This window comes from Pseudomonas neustonica (genome assembly GCF_003797945.1).
Lineage (GTDB): Bacteria > Pseudomonadota > Gammaproteobacteria > Pseudomonadales > Pseudomonadaceae > Halopseudomonas > Halopseudomonas neustonica.
The window spans coordinates 17,677-30,119 of the sequence record NZ_RKKU01000037.1 but is presented as its reverse complement, the minus strand read 5'-3'; the positions used below and the strand labels follow the sequence as shown (position 1 = coordinate 30,119).

The window sequence follows — 12,443 nt, the reverse complement described above, 5'->3', positions numbered from 1 at the left end:
TTCGTCCATAGGTTTCACTTCTCGCCAAGGCATGAGCACCTCCTGTCAGGTGCTCACTATTTAAGCAATGTGTTACCTATGTATTTGAATAGAACTGTTACCCATGTTCTTGAGTCGTACACACCCCACCAAGCTGGCCTTCGGCTTCTCTGCGTTACTCGGTGTTGAGCGCGCCTGCGGAACTCGCTTCGCTCAGGCTAGGCGCCCCCAACATTCCTCGGCTCAATCGCTCAACCCCTGCGTTACTCGACAGCTTGGAACGGGGATTTAGGGGCCGGCCTCGCGCGATCTTCGGGTTTGTTTGTCCGGTTTAACTTCTCACACAAAACTCTAAGGCTGCACGGCCTAATAAGTCCCATCTGAGCGGGCGAGTAGCGCAGAGCTGTCGGGAAAAAGGTCCTCGCGGTGTCTGAGCGAAGCGAGTTTGCGAGGGCCTCCGGCAAGATCGAGCAACGCAGCGAACCCGAAGGGCCGCGCAGCTGGGTGCCCTGGGGGATTGCTAAGGGGGCATGGGCAAGCATGCCCCCTTGGCTCGCCTAAGGGCGAAACCAGAAATCAGCCAAGCTCCGCCAGCTGAGTTGCCATCGATTTCACTACCCTACACTGACTTCAAGCTTCAGCCTTCAGCCTTCAATCAAACAATCCACCCGCCAATTCACCTGCCCATCAAACTGCTCCATACGCAGCCCGTGAATATCATTGGCAAACCCCGGAAACTGTTCCTCAAGCTCAATCGCTGCGGCCAGGTAGTCGGCAATGTAACTGTTATCGAGCGGGAAACGCTCGCCCGGCATGATCACCGGAATGCCGGGCGGATAGGGCACCAGCATCACTGCGCTGAGACGGCCGGCCAGTGCGCTGACTGGCACGGATTCAACTTCGCCGCGGACCATCTGCTGATAGGCATCGGCGGGGCGCAGGCTGATTTGCGGTAGCGTGGTGTACATCTGGCGCATCAGCTTGATCAGGCTGTGCTTCTTGTAACACTGATGCAGTCGCTCACCCAATGCGCGCAGGCCAAGGCTCTGGTAGCGCGGATGCCTGGCGAGGCTGGGTAGGGTGACTTCCAGTGGTGCGTCCTGATCGTACAGGCGCTTGAACTCGCGTAACTCGGACAGCAGTGTGCTCCATTTGCCCTTGGTGATGCCGAGGGAAAACAGGATCAGGAATGAGTAAAGCCCGGTTTTTTCGACGACCAGCCCACGATCGGCAAGAAAGCGGGTAACCAGTGCGGCGGGGATACCGCTTTTGGCTAGCCGACCCTTTTCCTCGACACCCGGTGTCAGCAGGCTGACCTTGATCGGATCGAGCATCGCGAAATCGCTGCTCATTTTGCCAAAGCCATGCCACTCGGCCTGGTCATCCAGGGTCCAGTCAGTTGCATGTAGCTCCGGCTGAGCGAGTGAGGCTTCGGGTTCCCAAACATCAAACCACCATTCCTCTTCGGCCATTTGCTCTGCGGTCTGCTGCATGGCTCTGCGGAAGGACAGGGCCTCGTCGAGGGTTTCCTGCACCAGCGATCTGCCGGCGGGTCCTGCCATCATGCCGGTGGCAACATCGATTGAGGCGATCATGCCGTAGTGCGGCGATGTTGAGGTGTGCATCATATAGGCTTCGTTAAAGCGCTCATGATCAAGCTGCTGCTCCGCACTGTTTTTGGCAAGAATAATAGAGGCCTGTGATAGGGCCGCGAGTACCTTGTGCGGTGACTGGGTCGCAAACACCAGTGCGTGCTTTGTGCGCGGCGCTTCTGCGGGTTCGCTCATGCCATGTCGGCCATGATAGAAGGGGTGAAAGGCCGCGTAGCCAAACCAGGCTTCGTCAAAGTGCAGGACGTCTACGCTATCGTGCAGCTGGCTCTTGATCATGTCGGTGTTGTAGCACAGGCCGTCATAGGTCGAGTTGGTCAGTACTGCGAGCTTGATGCGCTTACTGCTGTCGTCCACCAGCGGGTGTTGCTCGATCAATTGCTGCAATGACTCTGCGCTGAAGGCGTCCCGCGCTATGGGGCCGATAATGCCGTAGTCATTGCGTGAGCCGCTCAGATAAATAGGGATGGCCCCCGTCATGATGATCGCATGCAAGATGGACTTGTGGCAGTTGCGGTCTACCAGTACCAGGTCGTCCCGGGTGACGTAGGCGTGCCAGATAATCTTGTTCGAGGTTGAGGTGCCGTTGACCACGTAAAAGCTGTGGTCGGCGCCAAAAGTGCGCGCGGTATTGGCCTCGGCTTCCGCCACTGGTCCAGTGTGATCAAGTAGTGAACCTAGTCCCGGCACCGAGACGGAGAGGTCGGAGCGCAGGGTGTTTTCACCAAAAAAATCGTGGAATGCGCGGCCAACCGGGCTTTTACGGAAAGCCACGCCGCCACCGTGGCCGGGCGAGTGCCAGGAGTAACTGGAGCTCGCGGTGTAGTCGAGCAGTGCCTTGAAAAACGGTGGCAGTAGTTGGTTGAGATAGCTGCGAGCGGTGCGGGCTATCTGCCCTGCGATAAAGGGCAGGGTGTCTTCGAACAGGTAAATGATGCCGCGTATCTGATGCAGTTCGCGCAGCTGTGTCAGTAGCTCGGGGGCGATTGACTGGCGGGTGCTGAGTGCCATTATGGGCAGTTCTGGCGAGCGACTGTGAGCGGCACTGAACAGTGCTTCAATGGCCTCTAGTGAGAGCTCGGCGTCCGGGGTGAAGAGAATGCATGAAAGGCCGCGGTGGGCTTCGGCAATTAGTCTTCCCTCATCAAGGGATTCGGCGCCCAATACGTCAAAACCTTCACCCTTGAGCGCCTTGAATAAGGCATCAAGCTGGGTGCCTGCGACATTATGCAAGCCTATGGCCGGATTGATCACCAGAATGGGGAAGTTGAGATGTTTGAACATGGTGTCCTGTCTACTTGAGCGCGAGTGGTCAGACTAAGACAGATTGCTTGTCTTGACTATGTGGTCGCGTGTTGATGACTGTGTTTGTAGTACCATCTCGCATCACTTTAGGTAAATAAGGCAAGCGCCGCCGCAAAGGAGATGTGCTTTTGAATTGGGATCTGCAAAGCCCGCATACGTTGGATATTAAGGTTCGGGCAGACGATATCGACGAGCTTGGGCACGCTAACAACACTGTCTATGTTGGCTGGCTTGAGCGCTGCGCCTGGGAGCACTCAAAGTCACTGGGCTTAGGGCTTGAGCATTATCGTGAGCTGGATCGTGCGATGGCGGTACTGCGTCATGAGATTGATTATCTGGCTGCCGCCTATGAGGGTGATGAGCTGGTGATGGCGACCTGGATCATTCATTGGGATAAGAAACTGCGCATGACGCGACACTTTCAGCTGTGCCGAAAGCGTGATGGCTTAACCCTGCTGCGCGCGCGAACGACCTTTGTCTGCATTGAACTGAGTAGTGGGCGTCCAAAGCGCATGCCGAGTATTTTTATTGAGCAATATGGTAAAGGTTTGACCGACGACAGCCAGGATTGACCTGATCAGGTTTATGAGTGTGAGGTTGAACGTTGAGTGAGAGATGGCCTTGAAAAGGATACGCAGGCTTCCTTTTAAGGCCACGTTCAGCGGGTCCGAGCGACGCAGTAAGCTGGGTCGATCGTTAGCGGTACTCGCACAGATAGGCGGTGTCGCGCTCAATCTTGACGTTGAAGCGACTGTTGGCGGCAACGGTAAACTGCTCGCCCGCGCCGTAAGTGGTCCAGGTGTCGCTGTCTGGCAGTTTTACGGTAAGAGCGCCGTTGATAACGTGCATGATTTCCAGCTGACTGGTGCCAAACTCGTATTCACCCGGTGCCATGACGCCAACGGTTGCGCTGCCTTCGGGCTGCGCAAAGGCGATTGAAGCGACTTTGCCGTCAAAATACTGATTAACTTGGAACACGATGCTGACTCCTGAAATGGATAGGGCGCTCATTATGCCGAGGCTGCATCCTTTCCGGCAATTGTTGGTGGTGGTAATTTTTTATGAATCCCACTGGTCCTGCTCTGGCAGGTCATAAGTAGAGGTAGTGTATGGCGAACATCGGATTTGTTGGTTTGGGCGTTATGGGCTATCCCATGGCCGGGCACCTGCAGCAGGCAGGGCATAGCGTGACGGTCTATAACCGCACTGCTAGCAAGTCGCGCCAGTGGGCTGACGAGTTTGCCGGTACAGCTGTGGCTACGCCTGCGTTGGCCGCAGCTGATCAGGATTACGTCATGGTTTGCGTTGGTAATGATGATGATCTGCGCTCAGTGATTGCAGGGGACGAGGGGGTTCTAAAGGGGGCTCGTAGTGGTCTGGTTATTGTAGATCACACCACGGCGTCTGCCGATGTAGCGCGTGAGTTAGCTGCGCTGGCGAGTCAGCAGGGCGTGGAATTTCTGGATGCGCCTGTCTCCGGAGGTCAGGCCGGAGCAGAGAATGGTCAATTGACGATCATGGTTGGCGGCGATGATGCAGTGTTTGATCGGGTACAGCCAATTATTGCCAGTTATGCGCGCATGTCCCAGTTGATGGGGCCCACAGGTAGTGGTCAGTTGACCAAGATGGTCAATCAGATCTGTATTGCCGGTTTGGTGCAAGGCTTGTCTGAGGCGCTGAACTTCGCTCAACAGGCTGGCTTGGATGGTGAGGCAGTAGTCTCGGTTATCAGTAAAGGCGCCGCCCAGTCCTGGCAGATGGAAAATCGCCACAAGACCATGCTGGCCAGCGAGTTTGAACATGGCTTTGCGGTGGACTGGATGCGCAAGGATCTCGCCATCGTGTTGGCCGAGGCACAGCGTAACGGCGCACAATTGCCGGTTACCGCACTGGTAGATCAGTTCTATGCTGATGTGCAGGCGATGGGTGGTGGGCGCTGGGATACTTCCAGCCTGATCGCGCGTCTAAAGCGCGACTGATGTTGCGCGGGCGAAGAGGTGTTCATGCAGTGTAGGGAGGGGTGCGGTGCTTGCTGTATCGCGCCATCGATCAGCTCGCCATTACCGGGGATGCCTAACGGCAAGCCGGCTGGCGTGCGCTGCCTGCATTTGCAGGCGGACAGACGCTGTGCGATCTTTCATTCGCCTGAGCGTCCTGCCGTTTGTGCTGGTTTCAGCGCTGAGCCCAGTGTATGTGGTGACAGCGTGGAAGAGGCCATGCAGATCATTAGCTGGCTGGAGGATGAAACAGCCTGAGATGTTTTCAGTGGTTCGGGCTGGCAGTGGTTGCCGCCAGCTTACGGCGGCGACCTACGAATACGTTGATGGCCAGTCCGGTCATCACCAGTATCGTGCCAAATGCTTGAAGCTGGCTTAATTGCTCATCGAGCAGCAGGGCGGCCGAGCTTAAGCCGATGACCGGTACCAGCATGGAGAAAGGCGCTACTTGCGCGGCTGGGTATCGCGAAAGCAGCCGACTCCAAAGGCCGTAACCCAGTAGGGTCGCGCCGAACGCGAGGTAGAATAGAGCGAAAACCGCGTTCAGGCTTATGTTCTCCAGGGCCTGGCCAATCTGTTGCGGGCCTTCCAGTAGCAGTGACATGGCTAAGAAGGGCAGAGGTGGCACCAGGCTGCCCCATACCACCAGGCTTACCAGGTCTACTTTGCCTACGCGCTTGGTAATGACGTTGCCCATGGCCCACATGGCCGCCGCACAAATGGTGAGTACAAAGCCCGCCAGTGTCATGCCAATCCCGCTATTCAATCCAATCAGTAATAGCCCGCCCGCGGCAACACACAGGCCGATCAGGTTGTGCATGCGCACTTGCTCGCCAAGCACCATGGCAGCGAATAGCAGGGTAAAGAAGGCCTGGGACTGCAGCACCAGAGATGCCAGTCCGGCTGGCATACCCACTGTCATGGCGGAAAACAGAAAGGCGAATTGTCCGAACGAAATGGTCAGGCCGTAGGCTAGTAGCCAGCGCAGCGGAATCTTCGGGCGGCGAATGAAAAAGACGGCGGGAATGGCGGCCAGGGTAAAACGCATGGCACCCAGTAGCATAGGTGGCAGGTCATCCAGGCCAACACGAATGACCACAAAGTTGAGGCCCCAAACCAGTATGACCAAGAGGGCGAACCCAAGATCTCTCGCGGACATGATGCAGTAGACTCCTGTGGCAAAAAAAGGTGGGGTAGGGTGCCTATGTAATCATGTTTGGCGTTTTTCGCTGCGGTACAGCGGTGTTCGCAATAACCTGTACAGTGCCCCGGTGGAGCTTTGGGGCGGGGCTGGTTGGTTGTTACGACTTTCGCAATGGGGTCATAACGTGTCGAATGTTTGACATATAAAGCTCTGCAGGGCGTCGACTAATGGGCCGCTGCTGCTGCCCCGCTCCAGCAATATCTGATAGCTCCCTAGTGGAGGTAGTCCAGTTTCATCGTCCACGATCTTGAGTGGTTTTTTTATCAGTCCACGGGGGAAAGGCGCCACCGCTAGATCGGCCAGCATCGCAGCTTGCTGGCCGGTGCAATGTTCGCTGACGTAAGCAATTCGGTAGGCCATGTTGGCGCGATCAAGCGCCGCTAGTGCGGCCTCTCGCCATACGCAACCTGATCCGGCCAGAGACAGTGGTAAAGGTCTGCGAGTGACTGCTAGGCCACCACCGCATTCCGCCCAGACCAGTTGCTCGGTATACACTACGTTGCCGCTCGCTGAGTGCCCGCCCGATGTAATCAACGCCAGGTCCAGCTCGGAACGAGTTACCTGCTCCAGCATATCAACACTGCGCCCTACCACTACATCAACTTGTACGCCCGGATAAGTGCGCGCAAAACTGCTCAAGACGGCAGGCAGAATGCGTGTGCCCACATCATCAGAGGTGCCAAGACGAACGCGCCCGGTGAGTTCGGGGTGGTAGAACTGACTCAACGCTTGCTCATTGAGGTTTAGCATTCGCCGAGCAAAGCCGAGCAGTGCCTCACCTTCAGTGGTGACCAGGGCGCGTCGGGGTGCGCGCAGCAGCAGTTGGTAACCGAGTAGTTCTTCCAGACGTTTTATCTGCATGCTGATAGCAGAGGGCGTGCGGTGCACCTGAGTCGCAGCGCGGGTAAAGCTTCCGGTCTCGGCGATAGCAATGAAGCTGCGCAGCACGTCCAGTTCCAGTAGCGGCATTGCTGCGCCCTTTGCTAAGTCGGTCATTGGGTCTTTTCCGTTCAATAAAATTGAAAGTGGATGTTATTTAAATTCGCTGGATTGAACAAGTCGGCTGCGCGAAGGTGATGGCCCACTTTAGAGGAGACCTGAATGATGAAAGCCGATGAAAAGACTGAAGCTCAGAAGCGAGAGGCGCCATTGCAGCGCTCGGCGCATGAGTTTTATATGCCGGCGATGCCGCCTTTTTGGTTGTTTCGCGCCATAGCGCGATGGGCGCGAAAGCTGTATGGCTACTTCAAGCAGGTTTAAGAGCAGGTGAGAGCTGTGGCCTTTGCTGGAGGGCGCACAGCCCGTCAAGATACTAATTTGAGCAACAAAAAACCCGCCGAAGCGGGTTTTTCACTGACGTGCGACGATTTACTTGGAGGGGTAATCGCGCTGGGTCGGGCCGGTATACAGCTGGCGTGGGCGGCCGATTTTGTATGGGCCGCTGATCATCTCGTTCCAGTGTGCAATCCAGCCTGGCGTGCGGCCTGTGGCGAAGATGACCGTGAACATCTCGGTCGGAATGCCGATCGCTTTCAGAATAATACCGGAGTAGAAATCAACGTTCGGATACAGATTGCGTTCCTTGAAGTAGGGGTCGTTACGCGCAATCTCTTCCAGCTTCATAGCCAGTTCCAGTTGCGGGTCGTTGATGCCCAGTTCAGCCAGTACCTCGTCGCAGGTCTCTTTCATGACCTTGGCGCGCGGGTCAAAGTTTTTGTAGACGCGGTGACCAAAGCCCATCAGCTTGAACGGGTCGTCTTTGTCCTTGGCCTTGGCGACAAACTTCTCAATGTTGGAAACATCGCCAATTTCGTCCAGCATACGCAGTACGGCTTCGTTTGCACCGCCATGTGCGGGTCCCCACAGGGCGGCGATGCCGGCTGCGATACAGGCGAATGGATTGGCTCCAGAAGAGCCTGCCAGGCGGACGGTAGAGGTAGACGCGTTCTGTTCGTGGTCGGCGTGCAGCACGAAAATACGGTCCATAGCCTTGGCCAGTACCGGGCTGATCGGCTTCTCCTCACAAGGGGTGTTGAACATCATGTGCAGGAAGTTTTCCGAGTAGCTCAGTTCATTTCGCGGGTACATCATGGGCTGACCCATGGAGTATTTGTACACCATGGCGGCCAGTGTTGGCATTTTGGCAATCAGGCGAATGGCTGAGATTTCACGATGGTTGGCATCATTGATGTCCAGTGAGTCGTGATAGAACGCAGACAATGCACCAACTACGCCACACATAATGGCCATCGGGTGTGCGTCGCGACGGAAGCCGTTGAAAAATGTCTTGAGTTGCTCGTGCACCATAGTGTGATTCTTGATGGTGCTGTCGAACTTGGCTTTTTCTTCGTCGGTGGGGAGTTCGCCTTTCAGTAGCAGAAAGCAGGTTTCCAGGAAGTCGGCTTTTTCCGCAAGCTGATCAATGGGGTAGCCGCGATGTAGCAGTACGCCTTTCTCGCCATCAATGTAGGTAATCTTGGATTCACAAGACGATGTGGCCATGAAGCCGGGGTCAAACGTGAACACGCCCTCTGCAGTCAGGCCGCGAACGTCCACAACATCAGGACCCATGGTCCCTGAATAGACCGGTAGGTCAATGGGGGCAGCGCCCTCGATGATCAATTGCGCTTTTTTGTCAGCCATTGATGGCCTCCTGTTTTGCTGTATCGAAAAAGGTGACCCCCCACGCAGGGCCCGCATCACTATAAGGTGATAAATTGGTTTGTCAATTGTACCGATAGTGAAAGGAAATGAGCCTAATTAAAAGCTTTTATTGGGTTTGTGAATGTGCTTCGGTAAAGCTGGTGCTGCTCGGTCCAGAGCGTCTTGCAATACGTTGTTGCATTGTAATCAATGGTCCAAGTCTCTATACTCCTTGACCGGCAAAGTGACTCACAGGGCCCCTCGCCGGGGCTGCAGTAAAGGGTTACGCACCTTCCTATAATCCAGCCCTGCCCACAGGGCCATGAGTGTGAATATAGCCGTGAATAGCAAAAGACCCGTCAACCTAGATCTCAGGACAATTAAACTTCCTGTCACAGCCTATACGTCAATTCTGCATCGCATTTCTGGCGTCATCCTGTTCGTGTCCATCGCCATTCTGTTGTGGATGCTGGACACCTCGCTGAGTTCAGAAAGCGGATTTGAACAGGTTCAAAGCTGCCTTCAGCATCCTCTGGCCAAATTGGTCGTGTGGGGTATTCTCGCTGCATTGCTTTACCACCTGGTCGCCGGCGTGCGCCACCTGGTAATGGATGCTGGCGTGGGTGAAGGCCTTGAAAGTGGCAAGCGTGGCTCACAGGCAGTTCTTGTCATTTCTGTCATTCTGATTGCTCTTCTGGGGGTGTGGATATGGTAACCAATGTCACCAATCTGTCTCGCAGCGGTCTGTATGACTGGATGGCGCAGCGCGTTTCTGCCGTCCTGTTGGCCGCGTATGTGTTGTTCCTGCTTGGCTACCTGATTACTCATCCGGGTTTGACCTATGCTGATTGGCAGGGTTTGTTCAATCAGAACTGGATGCGTATTTTTAGCCTGCTAACGCTGGTTGCCCTGAGTGTGCACGCCTGGGTGGGTATGTGGACCATTTCAACCGACTACCTGACTCCCATGGCTTTAGGCAAATCTGCCACTGTTGTCCGCTTCCTGTTCCAGGCGGTCTGCGGTCTTGCCATGTTTGTATTTTTTGTCTGGGGCGTGCAGATCCTGTGGGGTATCCAATAAATGTCTACCATGCGTACTTTGACTTTTGACGCCATCATCATAGGTGGTGGTGGTGCTGGCATGCGCGCTGCGCTGCAGCTAGCCCAGGGTGGTCACAAGACCGCCGTTGTAACTAAAGTGTTTCCGACTCGCTCGCACACTGTGTCTGCGCAAGGTGGCATCACCTGCGCCATCGCCTCCGCTGATCCGAACGATGATTGGCGCTGGCACATGTACGATACCGTCAAAGGTTCTGATTATATCGGTGACCAGGACGCTATCGAGTACATGTGTTCTGTTGGCCCGGAAGCAGTGTTTGAACTTGAGCATATGGGTCTGCCTTTCTCTCGTACCGAGCAGGGTCGCATCTACCAGCGTCCTTTCGGCGGTCAGTCCAAGGGCCCTGATAACCCTACCCAGGCTGCTCGTACCTGCGCTGCTGCTGACCGTACTGGTCACGCGCTGCTGCACACGCTTTATCAAAACAACGTTAAACACAACACCACCTTCCTGAACGAGTGGTATGCCGTTGATCTGGTCAAAAACCAGGACGGCGCCATTGTTGGTGTTATTGCAATCTGCATCGAAACCGGCGAAACCGTCTACATCCGTTCCAAGGCGACTGTGCTGGCGACCGGTGGTGCTGGCCGTATCTACGCTTCTACTACCAACGCACTGATCAACACCGGTGACGGTATTGGTATGGCGCTGCGTGCTGGCGTTCCGGTGCAAGATATCGAAATGTGGCAGTTCCACCCGACCGGTATTGCCGGCGCGGGTACCCTGGTGACTGAAGGTTGCCGTGGTGAGGGTGGTTATCTGATCAACAAGGATGGCGAGCGTTTCATGGAGCGTTATGCGCCCAACGCGAAAGACCTTGCTGGTCGTGACGTTGTTGCTCGCTCTATGGTCAAGGAAATTCTGGCCGGTAACGGTTGCGGCCCGGATGGCGATCACGTGATGCTCAAGCTTGATCACCTGGGCGAGGAAGTCCTGCACAGTCGCCTGCCAGGTATCTGTGAGCTGTCCAAGACCTTTGCTCACGTTGATCCAGTCGTAGCGCCGATTCCTGTTGTACCAACCTGTCACTACATGATGGGTGGTGTGGCTACCAATATTCATGGTCAGGCCATTACCCGCGATGCGGCTGGTAACGACAAGATCGTTGATGGTCTGTTTGCCGTAGGTGAAGTGGCGTGCGTGTCGGTACACGGTGCGAACCGCCTGGGCGGCAACTCTCTGCTAGACTTGGTCGTATTCGGCCGCGCTGCTGGCCTGCACCTGGAAAGCGCGTTGAAAGACGGTGTTGAATACCGCGATGCGTCTGCATCTGATATTGAAGCGTCTCTGTCTCGCCTTGCTGCTCTGAACGAGCGGACTACTGGCGAAGATGTTGCGCCGCTGCGCAAAGAGCTGCAGAACTGCATGCAGAACTACTTCGGTGTATTCCGCACCGGTGAGTTCATGCAGAAAGGTATCACTCAGCTGGCTGATCTGCGCGAGCGCATCAGCAACGCCAAGATCGACGATAAGAGCCAAGCATTTAACACTGCGCGTATCGAAGCTCTGGAGCTGCAAAACCTGCTTGAAGTGGCTGAAGCCACTGCCATTGCTGCAGAAGCCCGCACTGAAAGCCGCGGTGCTCATGCGCGTGAAGACTACGAAGATCGTGATGACGTGAACTGGTTGTGCCACAGCCTGTACATGCCTGAAACCAAGAAACTGGAGAAGCGGGCAGTCAACTTCTCGCCGAAAACAGTGCCGACCTTCGAACCTAAAGTGCGTACCTACTAAGGGTGACCGATATGTTGCAAGTAAGTGTTTATCGCTATAACCCCGAAACCGACAGCGCTCCGTTCATGCAGGACTTTCAGGTGGATACCGGCGGCAAGGACATCATGGTCCTGGACGTATTGGCCCTGGTGAAAGAGCAGGACGTGGCGATGTCATACCGTCGCTCCTGCCGCGAAGGTGTTTGCGGCTCTGATGGTATGAATATCAACGGTAAAAATGGTCTGGCCTGCATCACGCCGCTGTCTTCTGTTGTGAAAAACAACAAGCTGGTTTTGCGTCCTTTGCCTGGTTTGCCAGTAATTCGTGACTTGGTTGTAGATATGAGCATCTTCTACAAGCAGTACGAAAAAGTTCAGCCGTATTTGCAGAACGATACGCCGGCGCCAGCGATTGAGCGCCTGCAGTCGCCTGAAGAGCGCGAGAAGCTGGATGGCCTGTACGAGTGTATTCTCTGTGCTTGCTGCTCCACGTCTTGCCCCTCTTTCTGGTGGAATCCGGATAAGTTTATCGGCCCCGCTGGTTTGTTGCAGGCCTACCGCTTTCTGGCGGATAGCCGTGACGAGAAGACCGATGAGCGTCTGGCTTCACTGGATGATCCGTTCAGCGTATTCCGCTGCCGCGGCATCATGAATTGCGTCAATGTCTGTCCAAAGGGTCTTAACCCTACTCGGGCTATCGGGCATATCCGCAACATGTTGCTGCAGAGCGGTACCTGATCGGCTGTAATTGCATTAAGTTGGACTGAGCCGGCTCCTGCTATAAGGAGTCGGTCAGTTTTAAGACGGGCCGCTAGCTCAAAAAGCCGCGGTTTGTATGTACCTAAACCAACAGGGGCAATCGGGTAACACCCGA

General features: G+C 55.4%; 13 protein-coding genes. 8 read left to right on the top strand and 5 right to left on the bottom strand.

Annotated features, from left to right (window positions below):
- Positions 1–623 precede the first annotated feature (623 nt).
- Positions 624–2,873: an Orn/Lys/Arg family decarboxylase gene (locus tag EF096_RS18765; protein ID WP_123891293.1), complete on the bottom strand. Its 2,250-nt coding sequence runs from the start codon at positions 2,871–2,873 to the stop codon at positions 624–626.
- Between the two features lie 149 nt (positions 2,874–3,022).
- Here EF096_RS18765 and EF096_RS18760 point away from each other — a divergent pair, with 149 nt between their 5' ends.
- Positions 3,023–3,466, top strand: a complete 444-nt coding sequence (locus EF096_RS18760; RefSeq protein WP_123891292.1) for an acyl-CoA thioesterase — start codon at positions 3,023–3,025, stop codon at positions 3,464–3,466.
- A gap of 124 nt (positions 3,467–3,590) precedes the next feature.
- Here the strand turns inward: EF096_RS18760 and ppnP are convergent, their stop codons facing one another.
- The gene (gene ppnP, locus EF096_RS18755; protein ID WP_123891291.1) at positions 3,591–3,872 is read right to left on the bottom strand and encodes a pyrimidine/purine nucleoside phosphorylase; all 282 of its coding nucleotides are present in this window, start codon (positions 3,870–3,872) and stop codon (positions 3,591–3,593) included.
- 131 nt (positions 3,873–4,003) lie between these two features.
- Here ppnP and EF096_RS18750 point away from each other — a divergent pair, with 131 nt between their 5' ends.
- Positions 4,004–4,873, top strand: coding sequence for an NAD(P)-dependent oxidoreductase (locus EF096_RS18750; RefSeq protein WP_123891290.1), 870 nt, complete (start codon positions 4,004–4,006; stop codon positions 4,871–4,873).
- A gap of 24 nt (positions 4,874–4,897) precedes the next feature.
- On the top strand, positions 4,898–5,149 hold the full coding sequence (locus tag EF096_RS18745) for a YkgJ family cysteine cluster protein (RefSeq protein WP_123891289.1): 252 nt from the start codon (positions 4,898–4,900) through the stop codon (positions 5,147–5,149).
- A 7-nt stretch (positions 5,150–5,156) separates the two neighbouring features.
- Here the strand turns inward: EF096_RS18745 and EF096_RS18740 are convergent, their stop codons facing one another.
- Both EF096_RS18740 and EF096_RS18735 read right to left on the bottom strand, forming a co-directional pair.
- Positions 5,157–6,050 carry an EamA family transporter gene (locus tag EF096_RS18740; RefSeq protein ID WP_123891288.1) on the bottom strand — a complete coding sequence of 298 codons (894 nt, stop codon included), beginning with the start codon at positions 6,048–6,050 and terminating at the stop codon, positions 5,157–5,159.
- A gap of 162 nt (positions 6,051–6,212) precedes the next feature.
- Positions 6,213–7,091, bottom strand: a complete 879-nt coding sequence (locus EF096_RS18735) for a LysR family transcriptional regulator (protein ID WP_123891287.1) — start codon at positions 7,089–7,091, stop codon at positions 6,213–6,215.
- 105 nt (positions 7,092–7,196) lie between these two features.
- On the opposite strand from EF096_RS18735, the gene EF096_RS20345 reads away from it, so the two are divergent.
- Positions 7,197–7,355, top strand: a complete 159-nt coding sequence (locus EF096_RS20345) for a hypothetical protein (RefSeq protein ID WP_158611318.1) — start codon at positions 7,197–7,199, stop codon at positions 7,353–7,355.
- 108 nt (positions 7,356–7,463) lie between these two features.
- On the opposite strand, the gene gltA is transcribed toward EF096_RS20345, so the two are convergent.
- Complete coding sequence (gene gltA, locus EF096_RS18730; protein ID WP_123891286.1) at positions 7,464–8,738, bottom strand: citrate synthase; 1,275 nt, start codon at positions 8,736–8,738, stop codon at positions 7,464–7,466.
- A gap of 328 nt (positions 8,739–9,066) precedes the next feature.
- Here gltA and sdhC point away from each other — a divergent pair, with 328 nt between their 5' ends.
- From sdhC to EF096_RS18710, 4 genes are read left to right on the top strand one after another with little or no spacing between them, the layout of a single operon-like run.
- The gene (gene sdhC, locus EF096_RS18725) at positions 9,067–9,453 is read left to right on the top strand and encodes a succinate dehydrogenase, cytochrome b556 subunit (RefSeq protein ID WP_123891285.1); all 387 of its coding nucleotides are present in this window, start codon (positions 9,067–9,069) and stop codon (positions 9,451–9,453) included.
- Complete coding sequence (sdhD, locus tag EF096_RS18720) at positions 9,447–9,818, top strand: succinate dehydrogenase, hydrophobic membrane anchor protein (RefSeq protein ID WP_123891284.1); 372 nt, start codon at positions 9,447–9,449, stop codon at positions 9,816–9,818. Before sdhC ends, sdhD begins: the two co-directional genes overlap by 7 nt.
- Positions 9,819–11,591: a succinate dehydrogenase flavoprotein subunit gene (sdhA, locus tag EF096_RS18715; protein ID WP_123891283.1), complete on the top strand. Its 1,773-nt coding sequence runs from the start codon at positions 9,819–9,821 to the stop codon at positions 11,589–11,591.
- Between the two features lie 11 nt (positions 11,592–11,602).
- Positions 11,603–12,307 carry a succinate dehydrogenase iron-sulfur subunit gene (locus tag EF096_RS18710; RefSeq protein ID WP_123891282.1) on the top strand — a complete coding sequence of 235 codons (705 nt, stop codon included), beginning with the start codon at positions 11,603–11,605 and terminating at the stop codon, positions 12,305–12,307.
- The last annotated feature ends 136 nt before the right edge of the window (positions 12,308–12,443 follow it).

Bases quoted from the DNA above. Each gene is read 5' to 3' on its own strand.
- EF096_RS18765 (WP_123891293.1), bottom strand. From the start codon at position 2,873: ATGTTCAAACATCTCAACTTCCCCATTCTGGTGATCAATCCGGCCATA.
- EF096_RS18735 (WP_123891287.1), bottom strand. From the start codon at position 7,091: ATGACCGACTTAGCAAAGGGCGCAGCAATGCCGCTACTGGAACTGGAC.
- sdhD (WP_123891284.1), top strand. From the start codon at position 9,447: ATGGTAACCAATGTCACCAATCTGTCTCGCAGCGGTCTGTATGACTGG.
- EF096_RS20345 (WP_158611318.1), top strand. From the start codon at position 7,197: ATGATGAAAGCCGATGAAAAGACTGAAGCTCAGAAGCGAGAGGCGCCA.
- EF096_RS18710 (WP_123891282.1), top strand. From the start codon at position 11,603: ATGTTGCAAGTAAGTGTTTATCGCTATAACCCCGAAACCGACAGCGCT.
- EF096_RS18750 (WP_123891290.1), top strand. From the start codon at position 4,004: ATGGCGAACATCGGATTTGTTGGTTTGGGCGTTATGGGCTATCCCATG.
- EF096_RS18745 (WP_123891289.1), top strand. From the start codon at position 4,898: ATGCAGTGTAGGGAGGGGTGCGGTGCTTGCTGTATCGCGCCATCGATC.
- sdhA (WP_123891283.1), top strand. From the start codon at position 9,819: ATGTCTACCATGCGTACTTTGACTTTTGACGCCATCATCATAGGTGGT.
- EF096_RS18740 (WP_123891288.1), bottom strand. From the start codon at position 6,050: ATGTCCGCGAGAGATCTTGGGTTCGCCCTCTTGGTCATACTGGTTTGG.
- gltA (WP_123891286.1), bottom strand. From the start codon at position 8,738: ATGGCTGACAAAAAAGCGCAATTGATCATCGAGGGCGCTGCCCCCATT.